General features: G+C 61.2%; 25 protein-coding genes and 1 tRNA gene. 12 read left to right on the top strand and 14 right to left on the bottom strand.

Translation table 11 applies throughout. The features are described 5' to 3' along the window. Positions 1-2: 2 nt before the first annotated feature. Genes HFP57_RS17635 through HFP57_RS17625 form a run of 3 tightly spaced genes read left to right on the top strand, consistent with a single transcriptional unit; the run spans position 3 to position 2,370 of the window. Positions 3-572, top strand: a complete 570-nt coding sequence (locus HFP57_RS17635) for a DUF1285 domain-containing protein (RefSeq protein ID WP_176871021.1) — start codon at positions 3-5, stop codon at positions 570-572. Then, positions 569-1,174 carry a CoA pyrophosphatase gene (locus HFP57_RS17630; protein ID WP_176871020.1) on the top strand — a complete coding sequence of 202 codons (606 nt, stop codon included), beginning with the start codon at positions 569-571 and terminating at the stop codon, positions 1,172-1,174. Before HFP57_RS17635 ends, HFP57_RS17630 begins: the two co-directional genes overlap by 4 nt. Next, complete coding sequence (locus HFP57_RS17625) at positions 1,171-2,370, top strand: CCA tRNA nucleotidyltransferase (RefSeq protein ID WP_176871019.1); 1,200 nt, start codon at positions 1,171-1,173, stop codon at positions 2,368-2,370. The genes HFP57_RS17630 and HFP57_RS17625 overlap by 4 nt, the downstream gene beginning before the upstream one ends. A gap of 74 nt (positions 2,371-2,444) precedes the next feature. Here the strand turns inward: HFP57_RS17625 and HFP57_RS17620 are convergent, their stop codons facing one another. Continuing rightward, on the bottom strand, positions 2,445-2,774 hold the full coding sequence (locus tag HFP57_RS17620) for a type II toxin-antitoxin system death-on-curing family toxin (protein WP_176871018.1): 330 nt from the start codon (positions 2,772-2,774) through the stop codon (positions 2,445-2,447). A 428-nt stretch (positions 2,775-3,202) separates the two neighbouring features. On the opposite strand from HFP57_RS17620, the gene HFP57_RS17615 reads away from it, so the two are divergent. Then, positions 3,203-3,733 (top strand): RNA polymerase sigma factor, encoded by a 531-nt coding sequence (locus tag HFP57_RS17615; protein WP_176871017.1) that lies wholly within the window; start codon positions 3,203-3,205, stop codon positions 3,731-3,733. 147 nt (positions 3,734-3,880) lie between these two features. After that, entirely contained in the window at positions 3,881-4,252 is a 372-nt protein-coding gene (locus HFP57_RS17610; RefSeq protein WP_176871016.1) for a DUF6768 family protein, read from the top strand. 644 nt (positions 4,253-4,896) lie between these two features. On the opposite strand, the gene parC is transcribed toward HFP57_RS17610, so the two are convergent. The 3 genes from parC to HFP57_RS17595 form a co-directional block, all read right to left on the bottom strand. Next, positions 4,897-7,173 carry a DNA topoisomerase IV subunit A gene (gene parC / locus HFP57_RS17605; RefSeq protein ID WP_176871015.1) on the bottom strand — a complete coding sequence of 759 codons (2,277 nt, stop codon included), beginning with the start codon at positions 7,171-7,173 and terminating at the stop codon, positions 4,897-4,899. Positions 7,174-7,401: 228 nt separating this feature from the next. Beyond that, entirely contained in the window at positions 7,402-7,848 is a 447-nt protein-coding gene (locus HFP57_RS17600; protein WP_176871014.1) for a hypothetical protein, read from the bottom strand. A 29-nt stretch (positions 7,849-7,877) separates the two neighbouring features. Then, positions 7,878-8,816 carry a LysR substrate-binding domain-containing protein gene (locus HFP57_RS17595; protein ID WP_176871013.1) on the bottom strand — a complete coding sequence of 313 codons (939 nt, stop codon included), beginning with the start codon at positions 8,814-8,816 and terminating at the stop codon, positions 7,878-7,880. A gap of 112 nt (positions 8,817-8,928) precedes the next feature. Here HFP57_RS17595 and HFP57_RS17590 point away from each other — a divergent pair, with 112 nt between their 5' ends. Further along, positions 8,929-9,153: a hypothetical protein gene (locus HFP57_RS17590; RefSeq protein WP_176871012.1), complete on the top strand. Its 225-nt coding sequence runs from the start codon at positions 8,929-8,931 to the stop codon at positions 9,151-9,153. Here HFP57_RS17590 and HFP57_RS17585 read toward each other — a convergent pair. Further along, positions 9,150-11,666 carry a CHASE domain-containing protein gene (locus HFP57_RS17585; protein WP_176871011.1) on the bottom strand — a complete coding sequence of 839 codons (2,517 nt, stop codon included), beginning with the start codon at positions 11,664-11,666 and terminating at the stop codon, positions 9,150-9,152. The genes HFP57_RS17590 and HFP57_RS17585 overlap by 4 nt on opposite strands. Before the next feature lie 4 nt (positions 11,667-11,670). Between HFP57_RS17585 and purC the strand changes: the two genes are divergently transcribed. Further along, a complete protein-coding gene (purC, locus tag HFP57_RS17580) occupies positions 11,671-12,450 on the top strand; it encodes a phosphoribosylaminoimidazolesuccinocarboxamide synthase (protein ID WP_176871010.1) in 780 nt (259 codons plus the stop codon). 30 nt (positions 12,451-12,480) lie between these two features. Here purC and HFP57_RS17575 read toward each other — a convergent pair whose 3' ends face one another. Further along, complete coding sequence (locus HFP57_RS17575) at positions 12,481-12,630, bottom strand: hypothetical protein (RefSeq protein ID WP_176871009.1); 150 nt, start codon at positions 12,628-12,630, stop codon at positions 12,481-12,483. Positions 12,631-12,807: 177 nt separating this feature from the next. Next, the gene (locus tag HFP57_RS17570; protein WP_176871008.1) at positions 12,808-13,674 is read right to left on the bottom strand and encodes a CPBP family intramembrane glutamic endopeptidase; all 867 of its coding nucleotides are present in this window, start codon (positions 13,672-13,674) and stop codon (positions 12,808-12,810) included. A 109-nt stretch (positions 13,675-13,783) separates the two neighbouring features. On the opposite strand from HFP57_RS17570, the gene purS reads away from it, so the two are divergent. Both purS and purQ read left to right on the top strand, forming a co-directional pair. Beyond that, positions 13,784-14,035, top strand: coding sequence for a phosphoribosylformylglycinamidine synthase subunit PurS (gene purS / locus HFP57_RS17565; RefSeq protein ID WP_176871007.1), 252 nt, complete (start codon positions 13,784-13,786; stop codon positions 14,033-14,035). Beyond that, positions 14,035-14,700, top strand: a complete 666-nt coding sequence (gene purQ, locus HFP57_RS17560) for a phosphoribosylformylglycinamidine synthase subunit PurQ (protein WP_176871396.1) — start codon at positions 14,035-14,037, stop codon at positions 14,698-14,700. Before purS ends, purQ begins: the two co-directional genes overlap by 1 nt. Positions 14,701-14,759: 59 nt before the next feature. On the opposite strand, the gene HFP57_RS17555 is transcribed toward purQ, so the two are convergent. Next, positions 14,760-15,074, bottom strand: a complete 315-nt coding sequence (locus HFP57_RS17555; RefSeq protein WP_176871006.1) for a hypothetical protein — start codon at positions 15,072-15,074, stop codon at positions 14,760-14,762. A gap of 32 nt (positions 15,075-15,106) precedes the next feature. Continuing rightward, complete coding sequence (locus HFP57_RS17550; RefSeq protein ID WP_176871005.1) at positions 15,107-15,841, bottom strand: queuosine precursor transporter; 735 nt, start codon at positions 15,839-15,841, stop codon at positions 15,107-15,109. A 62-nt stretch (positions 15,842-15,903) separates the two neighbouring features. Here HFP57_RS17550 and HFP57_RS17545 point away from each other — a divergent pair, with 62 nt between their 5' ends. Further along, positions 15,904-16,815, top strand: a complete 912-nt coding sequence (locus HFP57_RS17545) for a phytanoyl-CoA dioxygenase family protein (RefSeq protein ID WP_176871004.1) — start codon at positions 15,904-15,906, stop codon at positions 16,813-16,815. A 9-nt stretch (positions 16,816-16,824) separates the two neighbouring features. Here HFP57_RS17545 and HFP57_RS18190 read toward each other — a convergent pair whose 3' ends face one another. Beyond that, positions 16,825-17,415 carry a M15 family metallopeptidase gene (locus tag HFP57_RS18190; RefSeq protein ID WP_176871003.1) on the bottom strand — a complete coding sequence of 197 codons (591 nt, stop codon included), beginning with the start codon at positions 17,413-17,415 and terminating at the stop codon, positions 16,825-16,827. Positions 17,416-17,533: 118 nt separating this feature from the next. Between HFP57_RS18190 and HFP57_RS17535 the strand changes: the two genes are divergently transcribed. Beyond that, positions 17,534-17,610 (top strand) — tRNA-Arg (locus HFP57_RS17535). Between the two features lie 223 nt (positions 17,611-17,833). Here the strand turns inward: HFP57_RS17535 and HFP57_RS17530 are convergent. Then, positions 17,834-19,492, bottom strand: coding sequence for a GSCFA domain-containing protein (locus tag HFP57_RS17530; protein ID WP_176871002.1), 1,659 nt, complete (start codon positions 19,490-19,492; stop codon positions 17,834-17,836). A gap of 274 nt (positions 19,493-19,766) precedes the next feature. Here HFP57_RS17530 and HFP57_RS17525 point away from each other — a divergent pair, with 274 nt between their 5' ends. Next, positions 19,767-22,787, top strand: a complete 3,021-nt coding sequence (locus HFP57_RS17525; RefSeq protein WP_176871001.1) for a glycosyltransferase family 29 protein — start codon at positions 19,767-19,769, stop codon at positions 22,785-22,787. A gap of 30 nt (positions 22,788-22,817) precedes the next feature. Here HFP57_RS17525 and HFP57_RS17520 read toward each other — a convergent pair whose 3' ends face one another. Genes HFP57_RS17520 through HFP57_RS17510 form a run of 3 tightly spaced genes read right to left on the bottom strand, consistent with a single transcriptional unit; the run spans position 22,818 to position 25,842 of the window. Next, positions 22,818-23,774, bottom strand: a complete 957-nt coding sequence (locus tag HFP57_RS17520) for a class I SAM-dependent methyltransferase (protein WP_176871000.1) — start codon at positions 23,772-23,774, stop codon at positions 22,818-22,820. After that, positions 23,771-24,997 carry an acylneuraminate cytidylyltransferase gene (locus tag HFP57_RS17515; protein ID WP_218135050.1) on the bottom strand — a complete coding sequence of 409 codons (1,227 nt, stop codon included), beginning with the start codon at positions 24,995-24,997 and terminating at the stop codon, positions 23,771-23,773. Before HFP57_RS17515 ends, HFP57_RS17520 begins: the two co-directional genes overlap by 4 nt. Continuing rightward, the gene (locus tag HFP57_RS17510) at positions 24,967-25,842 is read right to left on the bottom strand and encodes an N-acetylneuraminate synthase family protein (protein ID WP_176870999.1); all 876 of its coding nucleotides are present in this window, start codon (positions 25,840-25,842) and stop codon (positions 24,967-24,969) included. Before HFP57_RS17510 ends, HFP57_RS17515 begins: the two co-directional genes overlap by 31 nt. Positions 25,843-25,924: the final 82 nt, after the last annotated feature.

Below are 25,924 nucleotides of genomic sequence, written 5' to 3'. Positions count from 1 at the left end.
CCATGGCCGCCCCTCCCGACAATCTTGGATCGCTGTCGCTCGACGCCATCGCGAAACTGGCGGAGGACAGAAGCCTGCCGCCGGTCGAGAAATGGCATCCCGAGCGCGAAGGCGCGATCGACATCCGGATCGCGCGCGACGGGACCTGGTATCATGAAGGTGATCCGATCAACCGCCCCGCCCTAGTCCGTCTGTTCTCGACGATCCTGCGCCGCGAAGCCGATGGCAGCCATGTCCTTGTCACACCAGGTGAGAAACTGACGATCGCGGTCGACGATGCGGCCTTTGTCGCCGTCGAGATGAAAATCGCCGAGGATCCGGAAGCGGGCCAGCAGGTGATATTCCGGCTCAACACCGGCGACATTATCATTACGGGCCCGCAACATTCCATCGAACTGCGCGGCGAAGGCGAGGACGCCCTGCCCTATCTCCATGTCCGCAGGAATCTCTGGGCGCTGCTCGCGCGCCCCGTCTATTACGAACTGATGGAACGGGCGATCGCGCACGACCCGATCGGCATTACCAGCAACGGCGCCTTCTTTCCCCTCACCCCCGGGGGCGCATCCGCATGAGTCTCGTGACCCAGCTTCGGACGCGGCTCGACCGGTCGCACGCGCTCGATCTCGACCTGTTCGAGTCGGACATTCGCGGCGAGGATATCCGCGCGCGCGGCGCAGCAGTCGATGCGGCGGTGCTGATCCCGGTCGTCGACCGCCCCTCGCCGACCGTCATCCTCACCCAGCGCACCGATGCGCTGCCGAGCCATCCCGGACAGGTCGCCTTTCCCGGTGGCAAGGTCGATCCGGGTGACCGAGGGCCGGTCGCCGCAGCCCTGCGGGAAGCCGAGGAGGAAATCGCCCTGCCCCGCCACAAGGTCGACCTGGTCGGCACCACCGATCTTTATCTGACCGGCACCGGCTTTCACATCACACCAGTCATCGGCGTTGTCCCGCCCGGCATCGATCTCGTGCCGGAAGCGGGCGAAGTCGCCGCGATTTTCGAAGTGCCGTTCGAAACGCTGCTCGATCCGGCGAATTACGAGGAACGCGAGATCGAGTGGCAGGGACGCATGCGCCGCTATCACGAAATGTATTGGGAAGAACGCCGCATCTGGGGCGTGACGGCCTCGATCATCATGAACCTCTCGCGCCGGCTGAAGGCGGCGCAGCCATGAGGCTGCCCGATTCCGAATGGCGGCACTGGCCGGGGATGGACGCGCTGCTGGCGGCGCTCGATGCCGAACGGGGCAAGGTCCGCTTCGTCGGCGGGGCGGTGCGCGACAGCCTGCTGGGCATCGCTGTCGAGGACGTGGATTGCGCCACCGTTTTCCCGCCCGATGAGGTAATGCAGCGCCTCGAGGGGGCCGATATCAAGGTCGTACCCACAGGCCTCAAGCACGGCACCGTCACCGCCATCATCGACGGCAAGCCCATCGAGGTGACGACCCTGCGCCGCGACGTCGACACCGACGGCCGGCATGCGACGATCGAATATAGCGAGGATTGGGAGGAAGATGCCGCGCGTCGCGATTTCACGATCAACGCGCTGTCCGCCGATCCGCTGTCCGGCGAGATATTCGACTATTTCGGCGGCGAGGCGGACCTGGAAGCGCGCCGCGTGCGCTTTATCGGCCTGCCCGCCGAGCGGATCGCCGAGGATCATCTGCGGATATTGCGCTTTTTCCGCTTCCATGCGCGCTTCGGCGCAGGCCTGCCCAACCCGGCCGGCCTCGCCGCGGCGGAAAAACACGCCAAGAGCCTGATGGCGCTGTCGCGCGAACGCATCGCCGACGAATTGCTCAAGATACTCGCCCTGCCCGATCCCTCGGACACGGTGGTGCTGATGATCGAACGCGGCATCTTCGCACCCGTGCTGCCGGAGATCGCCAGCGCCGACGCGCTGGCGAGGCTGATCCGACGCGAGCAGTCCTTCGACCAGCCCGGTGACCCCGTCCGCCGCCTCGCCGCCCTGCTCCCGCCCGAGCCCGACACCGCGACCGCTGTCGCCACCCGGCTCAAGCTCTCGCGCGCCCAGCGCAAGCGCCTCGCCACGGCCACCGCGCGCATCCCCGGCGATACCGCCGAACCGCGCGCCCTCGCCTATCGCCACTCGATGGAAGGCGCGATCGACCGGCTGCTGCTCTGCCCGACCAACGATACCGTCACCGGCGACGCGCTCGCCCATCTGACCGCGAACCCGCCGCCCGCGCACATGCCGCTCAAGGGCGGCGAGCTGATCGCGATGGGCGTGGAAGCCGGGCCCGAGGTGGCGATCATGCTTCGCGAAATCGAGGATGTGTGGATCGCCGAGGATTTTCCCGACGAGGCGCGGGTGCGGGAGATTGCTAGAGAAATTATCTCGTTCGCGTGAATCTCAGTCGATTGCTTCGATCAGATTTTGCTCGAATAAGTCAACCAGTTCGGCTTCGGCCCGTTCTTTCCTGATTAGTCTTCGATCAACTCGGCGACATAGTCATAGTCTGGAATATCGAGAAACCAGCCATTCTGTTCGAGAAAAATCGTTGCGCCGATAAAGCCGGTACGTTTGTTACCTTGCTCAAACGGATGGTTCTGCGCGACTGCAACCATGAGGCGAACTGCAAGCGCAGCGACACCCTCCTCTCCTTCATAATGCCACAGAGCGTTGGGACGAGCAGCTGCACCTTCCAATAGGCCGCTATCGCGTACTAGAAAGGGTTCGCCGCTACTCGCGACGACCTTCTCGTTCAAATCAATCAAGTTATCGGCAGTTAGCCAATCAGGCTCATTCTGCAAGGCGCGCGATTATCTTCGGGTAACGCTTCATTGCTTTCTTGAAGCCAGCGTCAACATCCACCGGCCTGCGCTTTGGCTTCGCCACTGGCACAGCACGCCCTGGTGTTTTGATGACATTGTTCAACATTAGCTTCACTCCTGAGCGCATTATATATTGCTATCATTTCAAAACAGTCAATGATTGCACATTCCCCGCTACTCTGAATGATTTTTGCCACACCTATCCTGAATATAGAGTTTATCCTATAAAAACCTGTTATATAATAGAAAAAACCCAAAAATTATCGAATGCTCCACTGACAATCTTTTTGCTTTTTTGCGAGAACGACGATTGATTCGATCAAGCCGGAAAGCATCTTCATTTATCCATCAATCGAACCTTTTCCCCCTCCGCGCCGACACTATACCCGTAACGGGAGGCATTCTGGATGGATCGGAGCGGGCGGGTTTATGACGAGCTGCTCGTGCTGCATGTCCAGAATGGCGACCGGCGGGCGCTGGAGCGGCTGGCGTCGCGCTGGCACCCGCGGCTGCTGCGCTCGGCGCGGCGCTTTACGGGCGATGACGAGCTGGCGCGCGAAGCGGTTCAGGAATGCTGGCTCGGCATCGTTGCCGGGATAAATCGATTAACCGATCCGACACGCTTTCCGAGCTGGGCCTTTACAATTCTGCGCCGCCGCTGCGCGGACCGGATCAACGCCCATGCCGCGCACCGGCCGCGCTCGGACGAGCTGACCGAGGCCAACGGACCCACCATCTCCCCGCGCGGCGAGGACCAGGCCGCGCTGCGCCAAGCATTCGCCAGCCTGCCCGGGGACCAGCGGATCGCCGCGACGCTCTATTTCGTCGAACGGTTGAAGCTCGACGAGATTGCCGTCGCGACCGGCGTGCCGCTCGGCACCGTGAAATCGCGGATTTTTACTGCGCGCAAGAGTTTGAAGGCGGCGCTGGGGGAATGAGGTATTTGATGAAATCACACCGTCATTGCGAGGAGGCCCGAACCCGTTTCGGGCCGACGCGGCAATCCAGAGCGTCTCGCTCTTTGCTCTGGATTGCTTCGCTACGCTCGCAATGACGACAAGCCAAATGGAAGAAGGAGAAGATTGATGACCGAATTCGACGACAGGCTCCGCGCCGCGCTCGACGCCGACGACGAGGCGTTTCTCAAGGAACTGGAAACGGATCGCGGCATGTTCACGCAGATCGGCGATACGCTGTCCGGCCCGCTCGGCGGCTGGGCGAAGCTGATTTTCGCCATCGCCTTCATACTGGGCATCGCGCTGTTCGTGGCGATCTGGCAGATGCTGACCGCCGACACCGACCGCCAGCTCTTCATCTGGATCGCCGCCACTCTCGGCCTGCTGATGGCCCAGGGCTTCGTCAAACAATGGTTTTTCGAACGGATGAACCTGATGACGATATTGCGCGAGCTAAAACGGGTTGAGCTGCGCGTGGCGCGGATGGAGGAGCGGGGTTAGGTGTCCGGTGTCAAAGCGATCTTAAACGCAATCTCTTTCGACATTTTGGCCTGTCTGACGGCTGCCAAGAACACTATGGGTGCGCACCCTCACGATGCCCCGCTGACCCGTTTGCGTTTCCAGCTTGATGCAATGCCGCCTACGCTCTGACACATGCGTAAACTCGGCAGCTAAGTCGTAGGTAGCTCGCACCCGGGTTGACCGCCCCTCTGCAAGGTACGGATTAACGGAAATCGTATCGGTCCCGGGCCAGCGACCGATGCTACCCCTCTCAATCAAAAAATTTTGCATTTCGGTATCAGTGTTCGGACTGAGGAAAGCCGCAAATACGATCACCGACCGAAGCAAATATGGCATTATTCCAATCGAATAACCCGCATAAAGTACAACAAGAAGAAGTATGATTTGGCCGGAGATAGCTTCTCTGGCTAGTATGTCTCTCGCGATCCAATGAGCATAGAACAGCCCCAATATTGCGGCAGCAAAATAGATGTACCTGGGAAGCTGAGTGACCAATGCCCACGGGGACAGCAATTCGATTCCAAGCAAGATGACCAGTGGCCCCGCCGCGAATGCGAACGCGCTCCAATCTTGTTCCTTTTTGCGCGCTTCGATCTACTCCTCCAGAAGTTTCCGGTCAGCTATCAACTAAACCGGTTATCCTGCGGGAACCCCCGTGGTGGCATCCGGCCCGCAGTCCCACGATTGCCGATCCAGTCGTCCAGCTCCGTTTCCGTCCGCGTGCGGCCCGTATCGCCGCCCATGGCCCAGCTCAGGCCGTCGTCGAGCTTGAATACGGTCGCGTCGGACAGGCCACCATCCTTGTATTTCTGCAGCATGATGCCCTGGCCGCGCGCCATTTCGGGGAGGGCCGCGAGTTCGAAAATCAGCATCTTGCGGTTCTCGCCGATCGCGGCGACATGATCGGCGCCGTCGGGGATCGGGCGGACGACGCTTAGCCGCGCCCCGGCCTTCACATTCACCACCACCTTGCCCTTGCGCGTCGTGCTGACGATTTCTTCGGCGTTCGCGACAAAGCCCTTGCCGGCCGTGCTGGCGAGCAGCAGCTTGCCGCCTTCCTCGACCTTTACGAGGCCCGCAATCTCCGCGCCGTCTTCCACATCCACCATCGAGCGGACGGGTTCGCCGAAACCGCGCGCGCCGGGGAGCTTGTCCCCTCCGAGCGTGTAGATACGGCCATCGTCCACCGCGAGCAGCAGCTTGTCGGTCGTCTGCGCGTGGAAACCGAAGGCCGGACCGTCGCCTTCCTTGTATTTGAGCTTGGCGAGACCGGCACTGTCGACATGGCCCTTCATCGCCCGGATCCAGCCGCGCTCGGACATGACGACCGTGATCGGCTCCTTCTCGATCATCGCTTCGAGCGGGATTTCCTTGGGCGGAGCGGCTTCCTCGAGGCTGGTGCGGCGCCGGCCGAGTTCGGTGTCGGCGCCGTACGTCTTGAGGAGACCGGCGAGGTCCTTTTTCATCCGCTTCCGCTGAAGGCTTTTGTGCTGCTTGGAGTACAACAGCTTGTCGAGCTCTTCGCGCTCCGCGAGCAGGTCCTCGCGTTCCTGCCGCAGTTCCATTTCCTCGAGCTTGCGCAGGTTCCTGAGCCGCATGTTGAGGATCGCCTCGGCCTGGCGGTCGTTCAGTTCGAACTCGGCCATCATCACCTGTTTGGGCTCGTCCTCGGTGCGAATGATCTCGATGATCCGGTCGAGGTTGAGATAGGCGACGATATAGCCGTCGAGCAGCTCGACCCGGTCGTCGATCTTGCCGAGGCGGAATTCCGAACGCCGGACGAGCACGATGAACTGATGGTCGAGCCATTCCCTGAGCACGTCCTTGAGGCTCATCACGCGCGGCGTGCGATTGGCGTCGAGGACATTTAGGTTGAGGCTGACGCGCGTCTCGAGTTCGGTCAGGCGGAACAGCGAATCCATGAGGACGTCTGGCTCGACCGTGCGGCTCTTCGGTTCGAGCACGATGCGTATCTGCTCGTCGCTCTCGTCGCGCACGTCCGCCAATATTGGCAGCTTCTTGTCGGCGATCAGCGCGGCGATCTGTTCGATCAGCTTGCCCTTCTGCACCTGGAACGGGATTTCGGTGATCACCGCTTCCCAGGTGCCGCGCCCCAGATCCTCCTGGTGCCAGCGCGCGCGGACGCGAAACGCCCCGCGCCCCGTGCGATAGGCCTCGGCGATGATCTCCTTGCCGTCGACGAGCAGCCCGCCGGTCGGCAGGTCCGGCCCCTGGACGAAATCCATGAGCTCGGCTTCGTCGGCCTTGGGATGGTCGATCAGGTGCGTCGCGGCATCGATCAGCTCGGCGGCGTTGTGCGGCGGGATCGAGGTCGCCATGCCGACGGCGATGCCGCTCGCGCCGTTTGCGAGCAGGTTCGGGAAGAGGCCCGGGAAAATCTCCGGTTCTTCTTCCTCGCCATTATAGGTGGGTCGGAAATCGACCGTGCCCTCGTTGAGGCCGTCCATCAGGTCGATCGCCGCCTGGGTCAGCCGCGCCTCGGTATAGCGCATCGCGGCCGCGTTATCGCCGTCGATATTGCCGAAATTGCCCTGCCCGTCGACGAGCGGATAGCGCATCGAGAAGGGCTGGGCGAGCCGGACCATCGCGTCATAGACGCTCTGGTCGCCATGCGGATGATATTTGCCGATGACATCGCCGACGACGCGCGCGCATTTCTTGTAGCCCGAGGACGGATCGAGCTTCAGCAGCCGCATCGCCCATAACAGGCGGCGATGCACCGGCTTCAGCCCGTCGCGCAGATCGGGCAGTGAGCGCGCGGTGATCGTCGAGAGCGCGTAGACGAGATAGCGTTCCGAGATCGCCTCGTCGAACGGTGCCTCGACGATCCGGTCGAACGGATCGTCTGACTCTGGCGGATCGGCGGTATCGGTCGTCATGGCTCGCGGATTAGCAGCGGCGCGCACGCGCCGCGAGGGGGATTTCCACAGATGATTGGGGGTCGACTACGGGGCGCGGCGCCGCCCCAAAAGGAAACCTCCCCGTACCACCATTCGGCGCCGGGGAGGCTGGGCGGGAAGCTATGGCTCCCGTCAATGTCGCCCGGGCGTTTATCCCCGGGTGGTGCGACTCGCATAGCATATTTTCACGCGAAGATCATGTCCGCCTCAGTTCCGGTACCAATCCGCCCCGGGCAAGGTCACGCCTTCGCGTTCATTGTCCCAGATGATGTGCATGATCCACCAGCGCGCGCCGTCCCAGAACAGGTGGATCATGTTCATCCCGCGAAACAGGAGGTCACCGCCCTCCTGTGCGTCTCGCGCCTCATATTCGCTGAACGCCTGGGCGATATTGCCGAAGCGGAACAGCTTCCGGTTGGTCTCGATCTCGTAGAAATGCCGGTCGGCGAGGAGCGGGATCGTCGCCTCGCGAAATCCGTCGAGATCGAAAGAGAAGAGGATCGGCGTACCGTCTTCGGCAACCCGTGTGCGTACAAGCCGCGCATCGGGATGGTAGAGCTGTTTCTCGAGTTCCCAGTCCTGCCCGCCCGGCGGGCCGGAAATAGCGGTATAGAGCGCCGTGATCACCGTATCGATATCGCTGAAATCCACCATCGTCTCCTGTGGGTCCCGTTGTGCCGCGCTCACCCGTCCAGGTCCACCTCGCGGCGCGGGTCGTCCGGATCGCGGCGGATGATCGCCTTCATCGGGTGGTTCTCCGCTTCCGCGACGAGCCAGTCGCGAAACGCCTTGAGCTTGGGCTGGTTGCGCTGGTGCTCGGGGCAGGCGATCCAGACGCTGGAGCGGCCGTAAATGGCCGGGCCGAGCCGGACGAGCCGGCCGTCGCCGATCTCGTCCGTCCATAAGGCGAGATCGAGCATCGCAATACCCTGCCCCGCAAGTGCGGCGTTGCCCTCGATCATCTGCGAGTCGAGGCGGATCGCGGGCACGGGCGGCGTATCGGTGATACCGAAATGCGCCGACCAGTTGATCCACCAGCGATCGTCGGGGCTGAGCACGCGCGATGCGAGAATCCGCTGCGGCGTGTCGAGCGGGCCGTAAGTCTCGATGAAGTCGGGGCTCGCCATCGGCGCGTACTGCACGCGCATCAGGAACTGGCTGTAAAGCCCGGGCCAGTCGCCGCGCCCGACGCGGATCGCGACATCGGCATCGTCGCGCGCGAAATCGACCAGCGCGTCATTGACGTCCAGCCGGACCGCAAGATCCGGCTGATCGAGCTGGAAGCCGCCGAGGCGAGGCGCGAGAAAACGGTTGGAGAAGGTGCCATAGCTGCTGATCGTCAGCTGCGCCTCGTCCGCCGCGCGCATCCGGGACACCGCATCGTTGAGGAGATCGAAGGCCGCCGTCGCCTGGGTCGCCAGCGGCGTGGCGGTCTCGAGCAGGGCAACGCGTCCCCGCTCGCGGCGAAACAACGGCGCTCCAAGCCACGCCTCGAGCGATTTGACCTGATAGCTGACGGCGGCCTGCGTCATGCCGAGCTCTTCGGCCGCACTGGTGAAATTCTCGTGGCGCGCAGCGGCTTCGAATACCCGGATCGACGCAAGGGGCGGCAGGCTACGCATGCCGCATATCATAAGCCCTCCTTATGAATAGAGTCGAGCTTTTAGTTGGGAATCGCCAGACGGGCTGCGTATCTCCTTACTTGTCACCCGACCGACCATAAGGAGACAGACCATGCGCGATGAACTCGACCACCGGATTTGGGACGCCCATCACGACGCAGCCTGCGACGCCGTTGCGCGGATTTCACAGGATTGCGCCCGCGGACTGACCAACGCCCGCGAAATGCTCTTGCGCAAGATCCGCAGCGCGGGTTTTCACAGCGCGGTCATGATCGCCGCGCTTGTCGTCAGCGGCAGCACGATCTTCGCGACCGTAACGCCGATTGCCGGCATCTAGGCCGTCTGGCCGGAGGACGATGGGGCCCTGCCCTCGTCTTCCGGCGCGCCCCTGGCGGAATCGAACGCCGTCCGGATCGCGTCGGCCAGTTCCTGCTGCGTGAACGGTTTCTGCAGTTTCGCGATCTTGTGTTCCTTGGCAACGGCGGAGGTTTCCGTGATCGTGTCGAAGCCGCTGACAAAGACGAATTTCAGATCGGGTATCCGGGCCAGTGCGCGCTCGGCCAGCTCGTTTCCGTTCATCCCCGGCATGACGATATCCGTCAGCACCACGCGAATGCCCGGATTGCCGGCGAGTTTTTCGAGCGCCGTCTCGCCATCCGCCGCATGGACGACGGTGTAGCCCAGCTCGCGCAGCAGCTCGACCGTCATCGACAATACCTGCTCCTCGTCGTCGACGACGAGGACGATTTCCTGCGCGATCCCCGTCGGCGCTTCACCATGAGCGCCGACCCGGCGGTCGTCGTCGCTCTCCACCTCTTCACCCCGGAACCGCGGCAGGAAGATCTTGATCGCCGTGCCCTCGCCTTCTGTCGACTCGATCGCCAGATCGCCGCCCGACTGGCGAACGAAACCGAAAACCTGACTGAGGCCGAGGCCGGTTCCCTTGCCGACTTCCTTCGTGGTGAAAAACGGATCGAGCGCCTTGGCCTTGACCTCGGACGACATCCCCGAACCGGTGTCGCTGACGGTGATCACGACAAATTCGGCCGGCGCCCCGCGATTTTCCCCGGCGGCGATCTCGCGGATCTCGTTTCGCGTCGCGATGGTCAGCGTATCGCCATCGGCCATGGCATCGCGTGCATTGATCGCCAGATTGAGGACGGCATTTTCGAGCTGGCTCGCATCGGCCAGGGTCGGCCAGAGATCCTCGGCGAACTCGGTTCGAACATCGATCTGCTTTCCGATCGTCCGTTCGAGCAGGTTGCTCATCTCCGCGATCAGCGCATTGGCGTCGACCCGGGTCGGGGACAATGGCTGCTGACGTGAAAAGGCCAGCAGGCGCTGGGTGAGCGCGGCCGCCCGTTCCGCACCGAGTTTTGCCTGATCGACGAACCGTTCGAGCTTTTCGGGATCGGCGAGACGCCGCTTTGCCATTTCAAGATTCCCGACAACGATCGCCAGCATATTATTGAAATCATGGGCGATACCCCCCGTCAGCTGACCGACGGACTCGACCCTGTGCATTTGGCGAACCGCCGACTCGGCCTTTTCCCGCGCTGCCACCTCGTCGCGCAGGCGAGAGTTCGTCGCCTGCAGTTCCGCCGTGCGTCGCTCCACTTGGCGTTCGACCCGATCGGCCGCCCGCGCCTGCTGCCACAGGAGGAGCGCCAGGAGGATCGAGAGCAGCGCGCCGACGAGCCCGACGATCCAGGGCAGGGCGAAGTTTATCCCGGAGGCGAAACTCGGCAACGCCACCATCTCGATATGCCATTCGCGGCCACCGACATCGATCGTCCGCACAATCGTGTAACGGGCATCCTCCGGCGGGGGAGCAGAGCGATAGAGGAGGCCGCTTTCCGACGGCGGCCCGTCATAGATGCTGATGGAAATATCGGCGCGCTCGTCCTGGGGGAACAGTGTCTCGAAAAGATCATAGGCGCGCAGCGGGCTGTAAACCCAGCCATAATGGACAGGATCGCCATCGCCGCTTTCGTCATAGAGCGCCGAATAGACGAGGAAGCCGGGCTGCTTGACGGGGTCGATCTCCTGGACGAGCTGAACCCTGCCGCTGACGGTCGTCCGGCCGGTTCGCGCCGCCGCCATCATCGCGGCACGGCGCGTGTCTTCGCTCATCATGTCGAAGCCGATCGCCTGAAGGTTCATCTCGTTGCGCGGCTCGAGAAAGAGGATCGTCGAATAGGGCGTCCGCTCTCCCGCGGGCCAGGCCTCGGTTTCCACCCGGCGGTCGGGATCGAGCCGGATGGCCAGCCGTTCAAGGCTGGCCCGTTCGGGATGCGTGACGGCAAAACCGATGCCCAACACCCCGGGGTAATTCCGCTCCAGATCGAGCCGCCCGATATATGTGCCGAATTCCTCGGCGCTGACCATGTCGGACGCCCCGAAGAATCCGGCCGCGCCGCGCAACAGGGTCAGCTGAGTCTGGATCTGGTTTTCGACCGCGCCGACGATCGACTCCGCCGAACTCGAAAAACGATCGCCGACCCGCGCGTCATTCGTGCGCGATAGTTGCATGGCAACGAGTACGGAAACCAACAGGCCGGTCAACAACCCGGCCAGCACGACAAAATGCTGCAACCTTATGCGCAAAGCTCCTCCCCCCCTGGACGAGATGTTCTTGCCGAACAGTCTCGTTGTCGCCTCAAATACCCTACAAATTCTTAAGTGACGAGCGGCGTGCGACAATTCCTGTGTACTGTGGATTTTCTGCCGCGCCCCACCGTAGCCGCGGCAATTGCGCCGGTGCGCGGCATTCGCTATAGCAAGCGCCTTCGCCCCGGCCCGCGCGTTTTCACCGTCGCGTCCGGGGCGCGCTTCTTTCTTGGGAGTCACGCCAATGTCCCGCCGCCGCCAGATCTACGAAGGCAAGGCCAAGATCCTCTATGAGGGCCCCGAACCCGGAACGATCATCCAATATTTCAAGGATGACGCGACCGCGTTCAACAACCAGAAAAAGGGCACGATCAACGGCAAGGGCGTGCTCAACAACCGGATTTCCGAGCATATTTTCACCCGGCTTGGCCATATCGGCGTACCGCACCACTTCATCCGCCGCCTCAACATGCGCGAGCAACTGGTGCGCCAGGTCGAGATCGTGCCGATCGAGGTCGTCGTCCGCAATGTCGCGGCCGGTTCGCTTTCCAAGCGGCTGGGCATCGAGGAAGGGACGCCCCTGCCCCGCACCCTGATCGAATATTGCTACAAGGACGACGCGCTGGGCGATCCGCTGATCGCCGAAGAGCATATCGCCTGTTTCGGCTGGGCCAGCCAGGACGAGATGAACGAGATCGCGGACATGGCGATCCGCGTGAACGATTTCATGAGCGGGCTGTTTGCCGGCATCAACATCCGTCTGATCGACTTCAAACTCGAATTCGGCCGGATCTGGGAGAATGAATATTCGCGGCTGATTCTCGCCGACGAGATCAGTCCCGACGGCTGCCGTCTGTGGGACATGGAGTCGGACGAGAAGCTCGACAAGGACCGGTTCCGCCGCGATCTCGGCGGCGAGGTCGAGGCTTATCAGGAAGTCGCGCGGCGGTTGGGCCTGTTGCCCGAGGGTGCGGAAAACGAAGTGCTCGACCTCGAACAGCATCGCAAGAAGCGGGGTAAATAGCCGCCGTCGCCGGCACCGGAAATCCGCGGTTCAGCGGCCGAGTTTGTTGCCGCAGATAATGCCGAATACGAAGGTCGCGACGAGCGCCAGCTGCACCATGCCGTCCGGATCGCGATAGCCCAGCAGATCGCCGCCAAAGGCGAACAATGCGATGAACATGCCCAACGCCAAAGCAACCATGGTGATGCCTCCCCGATACGAATCGTCATACGCCGCGCGTAAGATGCGCGCTGCCCGATTGTTAACGGAGAAGGTTTTGAAATCGGGTTAACGAGGAAGAAGGGATTTGTCAGGGATTTCCCGACGGCAAGAGGGAATGCCGATATCGATCCGCGACCGGATAGCGGGAACCGATCGTTACCCCGAAGTGCCGGATTTTCCGGTCAGACGGGGGAACAGGGCAATGACGGCAACGAACAGCGCCAGACCGACCGCCAATCCCAACAGACCAGCCAGTCCGGCCTCGGGTCCATACGCGCCCCCGGTCCAAAAGACCGGTCCCTGTTGTTCTATCGCGATCAACGATCCTTCGGCCGGATTTCCGCTCATCGCAAACCCGAAAATCTTGGATTGAGCGAAATTCCAGGCGGCGTGGAATCCGATCGATAGGCCGAGATTGCCCGTGAGCACAAAAGGGATGCAGAGCATCGCTCCGTTGACGGCAAGGATAGCCAGCGAGGCAATCGATGCGTGATCCGTCATGGAATGGGCTATGCCGAACGCGAGGGACGACACCAGCAAGGCTCCGAAAATGCCGGCCCGGGCGTTGGACTTGGAAGCGAACACATCCCGAAGGCTCGTGAACAGGAACCCTCTAAAAAATATCTCCTCCCAGACGCCGACGACAAGCATCTTGAGGAAGAATGAGAGAATGGCCGCGAACGCGATCGTGACAGGCAATTCCGATACCTCGATGGCGCCCAGCGCGACCGATACTCCGAACACAATTGCCACCGACACCGTGCCGATCACCAGACCTGCAAGAGTAGCCGAAAGGAGTCTGCCAAACGGCATCAGGCCATAGTCGGAAAAGGGTCTGCGATCGACATGGCGCGCCCAGACAAACAGCAGTGCGACAAGGACCATAGTGGCGAGCAGAAACTGGATCAGGCTGTTGGGAACGAGGAGCAGCGGCGCAACCGCGCCGGCCAGCACCAGGATGAAGAGAATGATTTGCAATAGGGCGCGTAGCCAGCCTTTGGATTCCACCTGCAATGCAACCATCCTCGGCTGTTCCGGCCCCGAACACACAACCTATCGCCGCCCTCCCCTTGCCACAAGGCGACGATCGCAGCATAGAGCGCGCGACTCTGGCCCTGCAGGAGATCAGCCCGTGAAAACCCGTATCCATGTGACCTTGAAGAACGGGGTTCTCGACCCCCAGGGCAAGGCCATTCATCATGCGCTCGAATCGCTCGGCTTCGAGGGCGTCAACGATGTCCGCCAGGGCAAGCTGATCGAACTCGATCTCGATGACGACGTCTCGGACGCGGATATCGAGGCAATGTGCCGCAAGCTGCTCGCGAACATGGTGATCGAGAATTTCGAGATCGAGCGCGACCACAGCGAAGCGGCGGCGGCGTGATGCAAAGCGCGGTCATCGTCTTTCCCGGATCCAATTGCGACCGCGACATGGCGGTGGCGCTCGAACAGGCGACCGGCACCCGGCCGCACATGGTCTGGCACCGCGAGACCGAACTGCCGAACGGCCTCGGCCTGATCGCGCTGCCCGGCGGCTTTTCCTATGGCGACTATCTGCGGTCGGGCGCGATCGGCGCCAATTCGCCGATCATGCGCGAAGTGAAGGCGGCAGCGGACCGCGGCGTCGCCGTGCTCGGCGTCTGCAACGGCTTTCAGCTGCTGACCGAGGCCGGGCTGCTCCCCGGCGCGCTGCTCCGCAATGCCGGGATCAATTTCATCTGCCGCGATGTCGCGCTGACCGTGGCGTCGAGCCAGACGGCCTTTACCAGCCGGTACGAGGCGAACGAGGCGATCACGATCCCCGTCGCCCATCATGACGGCAATTATTTTGCCGACGAGGCGACGCTCGACCGGATCGAGGGCGAAGGCCGGGTGGCCTTCCGCTACGGCGAGAGGGTGAACGGTTCGGCGCGGGATATCGCCGGGATCGTCAACGAGGCCGGCAATGTGCTCGGCATGATGCCACATCCCGAACGGATGATCGAACCCGCCCATGGCGGCACCGACGGCAAGCGGCTCTTCGACGGGCTGGTCGCAGCGCTGGTTTAGTTTTGTCAGACCTTCGCTAACGCTCAGGCGCCGCAAGGAAAATTCTGATAGATTAGGCCCTAACGCTTCGCGACGCCCGTAAACCGCGCGAGCAGCATGATCGCCAGCGGCCAGAACATCGTATTCCAGATGTCATGCCAATTGCCGGCATAGACCTGCTGCGCACCGATGGCTTCGGTGTCGTAGATGTCCCATAGCTCGCCAGCCAGCGCCGCTAGCAGCACCGCGAGTACCGGCCGGATATCGCGCAGCGGCAGCCGGAAGACGAGCGCGGTGCCGAAAAACACGATCAGCCCGACATAGATGTGCAGCGCGTCCTTGGAGAGCCCGAAAGTGTCGATGAGCAGAAGCTTGGTCTCCTGGAAGATGCTCATTTCCTATCGGCCTTCCGGCCGGTGCCGCATCATCAGACCGTCGTCTTGAACGGCGTGAAACCGGTATGCGCGTCGTACACGTCGAGCCCCTCGTGCCGCTTGAGCCAGCCGACCACGATATAGGTGACGGGCGTGAGCAGCGCCTCCCATGCCACCTTGAGCAGCCAGTTGGTGATCATCACCGTGACCACCAGCTCGTTGGTCCACACGCCCCAAAAGGCGAGCGGGTAGAAGAGCAGGCTGTCGACGCCCTGGCCGAACACCGTAGAGCCGATCGTCCGGGTCCACAGATATTTGCCGTCGGTCCAGACCTTCATGCGCGCCATGACGTAGGAATTGACGAACTCGCCGGCCCAGAAGGCGATGATCGAAGCGAAGACGATCCGCGGCACCTGGCCGAACACCTGTTCATAAGCCGCCTGACCCGTCCAGCTGGCGTCCGGCGGCATCGCTACGACGATCGTCGCCATCAGCGCCATGAACAACATCGCGACGAAGCCCGCCCAGATGCAGCGCCGCGCCCGGGCATAGCCGTACACCTCGGTCAGCACGTCGCCGATCACATAGGACAGCGGAAAGAAGAGGATTCCGGCGCCGAAAGCATAGGCACCGATCAGCGGCAGATCGACATTGGCGACCTTGCCGGCACCGATCACATTGGACAGCAACAGGATGACGACGAACGCCACCATCACGAAATCGAAATAACGCATCCGCCGTCCGCCCAGCGCGGAAGCGTCGATTTTCTCGATAGTTGCGTCGCTCATATCGGTCCCCCTGCCCCATATCCATCTTGCATTCCAGCCGATTTTGGCGTGAAAACCCGGCCATGTACTCGATTTTCACATCCATGAAGGTGTTCAGCGATCCCTGGGTCGGCCATCCGGGCCTTAACCGGCTGGGCATGCATCGCAAGCGCGTCAAGGCCGCCCTGGCCATTTGCCGTTTCCGCCGCGCGCAAACGGTGCGGGTACGCGACGCCGACGAACAGCATCTGATGGATCACGGTTTCGTCGCGATTGAGAATTTTCTGCCCGACGAGGAATTCGCCGCGCTGCGCAACGAATGTCATGCCGCGGAAGAGGCGGCGAGGACCGCCACCCCGCTGCCCGACAAACCCGAAGTCTGGGGGTTCGGCGACAGCGATCGGCATGACTGGGGTTTCGACCGGTTCGACGGCGGCACCCTCAATCGCTTCATCAAGCCCGGGCCGCTGGCTGCGGCCTTCCCGCGCAACGCGCAGTTCAAGCGCCTCGCCCGGCTCGTGACCGGCAAGACCATGTCGCCGCGCCGCAACTGGATCTATCAGACGGTCAACGGCGACGAGACCGAGATCCCCGACCAGCAGCGCGAATTTCACCGCGATACCTTTTTCAACTGTATGAAATACTGGTTCTTCATCGATCCGGTGCGCGAAGAGGACGGCCCGTTCGTCTATGTACCCGGAAGCCACAAGCTGACGCCCGAGCGCCTTGCCTGGGAAGAGAAGAAGGCCGAGGCGGCCGTCGAAGCCCGCGTGCAGAAGGATCACCGCGGCATGACCGGTTCGTTCCGCATCGAGGAAGAGGAAATGGCGGCCATGGGCCTGCCGGAACCGAAGGCCTATCCGGTGCCCGGCAATACGCTCGTCGTCGCCAACGTTTTCGGCTTTCACCGGCGCGGCGATGCGGTGCCCGGCACCCGCCGGCTATCGCTCTACGGCAATCACCGCCCGCAGCCCTTCGTCCCGATCGGTTCCTGAGGCGCCGCCTCAGCGGCACCCTTTTTCGAATCGTGCGCGCAACTGCGCCATGCCAAGTGCCGTGGTTTGGAAATAATGGGGAAAGTCCTTGAACCGCAGCCAGTCGCCGCCCCAGGAAACGCCGGATACCTTCCCGTGCGCCGCGGCGGCTTTGTACGGTTCGGCGGCGGTCTGATACGCACCGTCGACGAATATGCCGATATCCCAGGCGAGGCCGAAATTGTGCCAGCTTTGCCCTCCCTGTGCGTTGGTCACGATCCTCCCGGGCCTGCTCCGCCCTTGCCTGTACAGCTCATCCTGTTCCGCATAGGTGCGCGTGCCCGAGATGATGCGCGCATCGATCCCCGCGGTCCGGACCGCCATCAGCGATTTGCGGGCCAGTTCCTGGGCGTCCGGGCGCAGGCCCGATATGTTTTTCTCGGATCGCGGATCGAAGGTGCCCTCGGCCGCCGCGATCGCCGCACTTTTGCGTTCGAAGGCCTGATCCGCCGCCCGGGAGTTCGGGCCCCAGATACCATCGAGCGTATCGGTGTAGAAATCCGAACAGCTCAGGAGCCGCTGGCGGAACAGCTTGTCTGCCTTGGTACGCGGTTCGGGCATATATCCCTTCCCGATAAGGGGTTGGAGCGTATCATCTTGATATCGAGCGCGTCATCGCCCGGCCATCCCCGATGCTACCTTTCCTTCGCCGTTCGTGCTGGCTACAGCACCTTCGGACGCGCCCGTAGCTCAGCTGGATAGAGCACGAGACTTCTAATCTTGAGGCCGCAGGTTCGACTCCTGCCGGGCGCGCCACTATCTCGCTCAAAAGTCCCTCGCTTCGCTCCGTGTACTTTTGAGCCGGCATGATGAGTTGGCCATCCTTGGAGCGGCCCGGCGGTTGGCCAACGCGTCTCGGGTTCGGCGATCCTCCGTCCAAGCGCGCCAATTTATCGGCTCTGCAATGCACCGAGCGACAAGCTCGGCATCTTGTGCGGTAGGCCGAGAACCGGCCCGCATTCGTGTCTCGGCGCCAGTGTTATGCGGCCTCGGCGGCGGCGAGTTTTTTCCTGATCTGCTTGACCTGGTTGACCTGCCAATCGGAACGCGGGACGAATTTTTCGATGACGCCCCTGGCTTCGCCATATTCCTGCAAGCTGAGAAGGGCCCAAGCCCATTCGACGGCCACAAAGCCTTCGGCATCGGCGGGATCGATCCCGGAATCGCGCAGGCGATCGAGCGCTTCGTGATCGTTCCCGGCCCGGCGAAAAGCGCTGCCGACGAAAGACAGGATGATTCCCCGCCTCGCCGGCGCGGCCTGCAGCCACTCTTTCTCGATGACCGCAATATCCTCCAGGTCCTTGCGGGCGGCCGCGATGTCGAGCCTGAGCCGCCACTGCTCTTGTCCCTTGGGATTGGTCCGACAGACATTTGCCGCAACAGCCGCCGCCTCGTCATAGGCTCCCGTCGCACGCAATAGACTGGCGCGGAGCAATTCGGCTTCGACGCCTTGCGCATTATCGAGGATATCGAGCGCCGCCTCGAGATCTTTCTTGGCGAATAGGAATTTCGCATATTCAAGAGCAAAGGCGGGCGATTTTCGAGCCTCGTCGCGATGCTCTTCGAAAAAGGCCTCGTCATCCAGAGCCCGCGCGCTGCGCGCCTGATCGGCAAGGAACAGGGCGGCCGCATTTTCGTTCGAAAGACTGGCCGTGGCGGGCAATTGGCGCTCGACCGGATGGGGGTTGCCGGTGAACGCGTCGACCATCCTGTCCACGTTGAGCCCGACCATCTCTTTGGACACATGGACCAAATCGTCCATCCACGCCAAACGGCGATCGCTCAGCGTCACCGTTTCATAGCTGGGGAAATAGCTGATCCGGTCGTCCGCTTGCACTATATGCTCGGCAACGGTTCGCAGCACGGACTTCGAATAGCTGTTGGCCGTAATCACGTCGGTGCGCCGGTGCGTCGCCATCATCGGCACCGGAGAAACGGTCAGGATAACGCGCAGATCGTCCCGGCCATGCGCAAAGGCGATGTCCAGAGCGCGCTTGAGATAGTCGTGACATTCGGCGAAATCTAGCACGTGCAGCGAGAACCGGTCGGCCGCCGCGTTCAAAACGGTCGGCAAGGGCGCCGTGTTCAAATAGGTTTGCGCCTCCTCGTCCCACCATACCTCGGCCAATCCGAGCGTCATGATGAGAACCCGGCAATCGGCGAGCGACCGTGTCGCGCTCAACAGGCCTTTGCGACGGGCGAGGACCTCGTCGAACGGCCCGGGACGGATGCTGTTCACCATATGCAGATCGACAAATCTGTCCTTGCCGACCTCGACTATGGCTTTGTCTTCGTCGAACGCCTGTTCGCCGAAGGCCCATGCAAACTCGTTGTAGATCGAGGGCGTACCGAAATTGTTCACGATCTCCGGCGCGAGACCCTCAAATGCCCCCTTCCGAAACAGGTCTCGCATCGGAATCTCGAAACCGCGATTTACGAGCTCGCCCTCGACATGGCGGGCGAAACAGGAACCGATCGTGAAGATCTTTTCGCCCGGCTGGAGTTGAAACGGCGTATCGAACGCCGGTTTTGCGACCGGTTCGACGCGATTTTCCTTCGTTCGGCTGCCCCATGTGGCAAGATCGTTGGCCTTGCGAATACGCATCGCTTCGGGCCCGTTCAACGCGATAATAGGCATAGGCGACTATCTATGGCCTGGAACGGAGACCGCAAGCCAAACCAACGTCCGCAAGGCAGATAATCGCCTGTCAGCGGAACGGAGAAACGCCGAAACGCGACAAACCGGCGTTATTCCGACAAAACCACAAAATGTTGATCCTGTTGAAATAATTGGGCAATGCACTGTGCATCGATCTTTCTTGGACACCGCGCGCAGGTCTTACGCGTATGAACAGTGTTCAAGCAGCGATAACAAGATGATCGTTTCATGACGGGTGAGCTCCAGAAAACCGATGCAGATTGACAGCTTGAAGGATGTTCTGAAGCTCGCACAGCTGTCGAACGATCACCGTCTTTGGGTGGCGGTAGCCAAGAAGCTGCTTCTCTATACCAACCCCTTCGATCATGAGGCACGTGTCGAAACCGACGAACTGCTGGCGCAATCGATGGTCGCAATGCGGTACGATCTCGAACTGCCGCTCGCCAGACGAGCCTCGATCTGCGCCGTCGCCGCGCATATACCTAACTGGCAGCTGGTGAACTCGGTGAACGGCGGAAAGACGCCGAACTGGCCCTTTTTATCCGTGTTGGCGAGCATGCCCACCGCTCATGCCGTCCTGGCCAAGATTTTGGTCCGGACCGGCCGGGCGGATGATGAGGGGCTCTTCGAACATCTTGCCGAATCTTATTCGCGCACGGCGGATCGTGCATCGATCTATGACCTAGCTCTCAGAATTTTCGAAACCGGGGGGCACCTGGATGCGAACCGGGATCCGGGCAGCTCCGACCGACAGCGGCCAGATACGCGGCAATCATTGCGCGCACACATCCTTTCGGCCGCCAAGATTGTCCGCGAGAAACAGGCTGGACCCGGCAATTTCGCCCTCATGTACGAGCTTCTGGTGGAAGCCGAGTCGCTGCCGCGCAGACTGAAGAAAATGGCCCGGTCGTCGCTGGCCCGGGCTTTCGCAAAAAGCCGGATGCCGGATTCGGCGTCCGGCGCCGACCAGGAACTGGCTCTGGCCGTGGCCCAACAAATTGGCACAGGCGCGCTTGTCAGAGTTCTCGAAAAGAGAGAGCAAACGAACGCCTTGGCAGACTTTGCCGATTGGCTGATCGTCAACCCGTTGAGTCACGGTCTTTTGAGATCGATTGTCAAGCGGACGCCATTGCTCACCATTGCATATGACAACTCGACAGAAGAAGCCGTCGAACGGGGTCAAGGGGCCACAAGCCCGCACTATCTGCTGGGCAAAATCCATTATGGCAGTTCGGAACCCGAAACGGCCGCCGCATATGCGGAAACGCAGCAAGCCCTACTCGAGCAGATGTGCGGCGACGGGAATCCGATGACGAGCGCAGCACTTCCGGCGATAGACCAATGGCTCGAGCGCTATCGGCGAAAAAAGGCATTCGCGGAAACGGCACCGGATGCGGACGAACCGGAGCACAACGGGTTGGCGCGATGGCGACACATCGTCAAACTCACGATCGCGCTTGATGCGGGCCACGAAACCGATCTGAGGCTTCTTTCGAGCGAGGCTGCAGAGCTCAGCGAGAACGGCGCTCTGCGGATCGCGCTGCACAGTCTCGCGAGCCTCGAAAACGCGTCACAGAGCCTGAAACTGAGCCTCGCGAAAGCGCTCCGTTCTCAGGGCTTCGACATTCTGACGGCCGCGCTCGTCAGTGGCTACGTCGAATCCTCCCAGACCGCGGCTCTGCTGTTCGGCCGGGCGCTGGACAGTCACAAGCGTCCCGAAGAGCGGATTTCGATATGGAGGTCGTTGACCGAGCGCTATCGGAGCCCGGCCTTTCTAGTCTCCTATGCTGCTGCCCTGATCGACGGGCTTCGCTACGACGAAGCCGATGCGGTGATCGCCGATCTTGTCGACAAGTCCCCTGACCAGTCGACCCTGCTTCGAAACCGGGTCCTGATGCTTTCAAGGCAAGGCAAGCTGGTTGCCGCAAGAGAGGAAGCGGAAAGGCTGTCGGAACGGTTCCCCGACTGCCAGGTCGTAGCCGGCGACCTGGTGCGGACCGGTTTCGAGACCGGTAAGCCGGCGCCGCGATCATATGAGGGAACGGCGGTCGAACGCGACAATGTCAATCTGTTCCGGGCTCTTTCGGATCACGACCTGGCCGTCGGAAACGTGAATTCGGCGGTGGAAATCCGGGCCGCGGTGGCCGAGCGGACGCAACATGTGAACGATTACCATCGACAGCTTAACGCTGTTTTCGCGACGGGTGAATTCCAGGAAGCCGCCGAACTCTGCGAACGCATGAAGCAACGGTTTCCCGGCGTGCCGGCCTTCTGGAAAAAGGCGGGCCAAGTCTGCGAGCGTCGGCGCGACTATGACGGGATGCTCTACAACTTCACCGAAATGTTGGCGCTGGACCCGGAAGAGGAAAGCGCCCGATCGGCGGTCGGACGCGCGCTGATTTACCTCGATCGCACCCAGGATGCTCTGGATTGGCTAGGCGATTGCGCAAACGCTCGGGACGAAAGCCTGTGGACGGACACACTGCGCGCATTTCTCCACGCCAGAAACGGCGACGCCGACGACGCGAAACGGGCGCTGGACTCGGTCTATCGGAAATGCGCACAGGTGATGGACGCGTATCGCGAGGGCGTTGCCCGCGATCCGCGCACTACCTACCTGCTCAACGGCGGTTACGCCGACCATCCCAGCGATATCGCCGAGCATGTGCATCGGAATTTCGATATCTGGACGGACACTCTGAGACACGGCTCCAATGCGCTGATCGGCAATTCGCCGTCATTGCTCGAACAGGGGCGCGGACCGGCAATCGATGCGTTCGATACCGTGATCCGGCTGAACGATTTCGTCATCGAAGGCTATGAAAAGGATCTGGGAACGAAAACCGACTATTGGTATTCGTCCGCCAATCGCCAAGCGTCACCGCACCGGGCGAGCGTCGAGCGCGCGAAAACCTTGATGATGCAGCCGCATGCGCGCCATTTCCCCGATATCGCCGCATTCAGCCGAGGGCGGCTGGGCTTCGAACTGGATCCCGCGGAAACCGGATATCTGGCACCCTGCGTAAAGATGATGAGCGAAAATCTTTCCTATCCTTTTCCCAGTACAGGTTTCCGGGTTATCCAGATTCTCGAATTTCTCGTTCAATGCCCGTTCACGGCGTTCGGTTTCGATTTCTTTTCGTCCGGGGAAATGCACTATTTCGACGTCGGCGAAACGCATCTGCAGGTGGGCGAGGTTCACGCCATCGATTTCGAACGCGATCTGGTGAACCAGCTGATCGTTCCTTACGGACGTCACGCGAAATTCGTGTGAATTCAAACCGCGTTTCGAAGGTCGCGCCTACTATCCTTGGTTTCTCAATATCAGCGTCAACCGACCACGGGGGTCGTTCAACCGGCGAGCCTTCGCGCCGTGATAAATCGGCGACTCGAGATCGCTGACCAAGTTGTAATTCCTGATCGTCGGCTCACATTTTAATACCTCGCCGCCCAGTTTCGTCGCCAGCCGGCGTAGCGCCTCGGGAGTGAAGAACAGCGTATGTGGTTCATGCTTGTAGCTGTAATGCTTCCAGCCCAACCCGCCCGGCGGGACCTCGACATAAAGCAATCCGCCGGGATTCAACGAACTCACGAGCATCCGGAGCCGTTTGACGACATCCGAATACTCGAAATGCTCGAGACTATGCGAGAGAAGAATCACATCATAGCGATGGCGCGACGCCGTCTCCCATTCGACCAAGGTCGCGCCGATATGGTGGAGAAACTTTCTCGAATATTCGTCATGCTCGAGTGCGAATTTCTTATCCGCACCGGATGCTCGAAGAGCGTAACCGGGTCCCGCACCGACATCGAGCATCGCTCCGATGCGCGGTATAAAGCGTCGGATGTTTTTGATCTGGTAGCGAGCCCTCGCAATGTAACGCGCCAGATTCTTCGGCGGATGTTCGGAGTCCATCTTCGCGAAATAGAGTTCCGGATCCGCGTGGCGGTCGCCCCGATTTTGTAGAGCATACTCCTCGCGATAATAGTCTTCGAGCGGAAACGAGGTTTGCGGCACCATGCCAAAACCGCAATTTTCACACCAGACAATGATCTGCCGCGCGAAACGTTCGCTAGATGCGAAGGGATAAGCGGAAACATGCGAAGGTTGGGCATCACAACATACACACTCGATTGTTTCGATTTTCCGCAAGTCCCAAAAAGCCAAGGGCTCGTTGCGCAGGTCATCGGCAAAATTCCGGTGCCGCCTGAGTGCAGCAGCACGATGCTCGCACTTCTCTCGTTCAATGTTTCCGGTCATCGGGCCTCACCAGACTTTTTGCCAGCCGGAAAGGATAAGAGCAGGTATTCGCATATCTCGCGCACCGCTCCATTGCCGCCGGTCGCCCTCAATACGAGGTCCGCAGCCCTATGCGCCTCCGGACGCGCATCTGACGGAGCGACTGAAAGCCCGACGGCCTGCATACAGGCAACATCGTTCACATCATTGCCGACAAAACAGATTTGATCGAGTGTCAACGCCTGCTTTTTTGCCCATTGCCGTAGCGTTCCCAGCTTGTCATTCTCGCCGTGGAGCACAGGAACCCTGAGCTTCTGTGCGCGGCGCGCTACAACGCTGTTCGTTTCCTTCGAAAGGATGAGGATCGGCATACCCGCCTCGCGAAGCCGCTCGACGCCCATGCCGTCGCTGCGCGAGCATCGGACAGCCTCGTGCCCAGCTTGATCGACAATCACTCGATCGTCGGTATGGACACCGTCAAAATCGGTCACGAGTGCCGCGATATTCTTCGCAAGGTTTTTCTGCGGATGCGCGCCAATTTGTGCGGCGATCGCGCGAACAACCTCAAGATCGCGACGCGTATCGATCTCGGGCGCGGCCGCGGCCGTCTCGACCAACGCCGGATCGCCGCAAAAGCGGGTGCCCGCGGCACGAAAAGCCGCAACGTCCATCGCATAGGCGGCGCCTGTTTCCCGATATTGCGGCGACAGATCTTGGCGGCGCTGCCGGGGTGCGCGGTGATCGTGATTGACTCCGACACCCGTCTCGCTCTCGTCTCGTATCCAGAGAAAGCCGTGGTCTTCGGCAACGGTCAGTGCGCAATCTACGCCCTCTCTATCCAGTGCGGCTACGAGTGCATCAAGCTCCTCGGCACGTGTAAATGGCGACGTACACTGGATCATGACGACACGCTCCGGATCGAGCGCTTGGATCTCCGGTCGATCGAGCGCATCGAGGAGCGCGGATTCGGATGAAGCGGTATCGCCGGCGATTTCCGCCGGCCTTTCGATTGCACCTGCACCATGCTTGCGCGCGCAGGCGAGGATTGCCGCGTCGTCGCTCGAAACGAATACATGATCGATCCGCGCAGCAGCACGCGCAGCCGCTACTGCGCGTCCCACGAGAGGCACCCCACCAACCTTGGCCAGATTTTTCCCGGGAATACCCTTCGAGCCGCCGCGCGCTGGAATGACCGCGACCGTAGCCCCCATGGTCAGGCAGCTTCGCTCGTGCTGTCCTGCCATTTGAGCTTGTCGCGCTGAACCTGTTCAACCGGCAGGATATCCTCGCGCTTGAAGGTTAGCGCTTGTTCGACATGGTTAAGATCACGAACAAGGCGCCGCAGCCCATCGGGTTCGAGGCTGGCCGCATGGTCGGTGCCCTTCCATGTGCGATCAAGCGTGAAGTGCCGCTCGACATATTCAACACCGAGTGCAAGCGCCGCGACATCGGCAGCAATACCGAGATGATGGCCCGAAAATCCGATCGCCTTGACGCGGTCGCCATAATGTTCCCGCAGGGTTTCGATTTCCCGCAAACAGATATCTTCGAAGGCAACCGGATAACCGGACGTGCACGAGTAGAGAACCAAGTCCTTGGCGCGATCGAACTTCTCGTAGAAATCCACGATTTCCGAGATTTCTGCGCGCGTGGTCATTCCGGTCGAAACGTGGATTTCGCCGTCGTAGTTGCGGCATAGCCATTCCTGCAATGACCAGTGCAGGTTCGTCGCCGACGGAATTTTCAACAGCCGGGGATTGAGCGCTGCCATCTGTTTCGCCGAGGTGAGATCCCAAACGGAAGTCGAATATTCGATTCGTTCCGAACGACAATGATCGAGCAACTCCTGGTGCTGGTCGGGCGTAAACTCCAGCGCTTCCCGATGCGCGCCGTAAGTATCGCCATAAGAGTTTGCCGGCACCGGATGCGGCGCCTCATATTGATCCGCCGATAGCAGCTCTATATTGTTGCGCTTCTGAAACTTCGCGACATTCGCTTTGCAGACGCGCGCGGCGACCGAGATCAGTTCCTTTGCGATCTCGACATCGCCCTTATGATTGCAGCCGATTTCGGCAATAATTTGAACCATTTGTTGTCTCGATTTTTTGAGGAAAGGCAGCGCGGGCGTCTAACGCAAATCAACGCTCATCGCAACCAGCAAATGCCGCGCT

It is taken from the genome of Parasphingopyxis algicola (genome assembly GCF_013378075.1).
Classification (GTDB): Bacteria; Pseudomonadota; Alphaproteobacteria; order Sphingomonadales; family Sphingomonadaceae; genus Parasphingopyxis; species Parasphingopyxis algicola.
The sequence above is the reverse complement of the archived record's forward strand: the minus strand, read 5'-3'. Positions and strand labels throughout refer to the sequence as shown.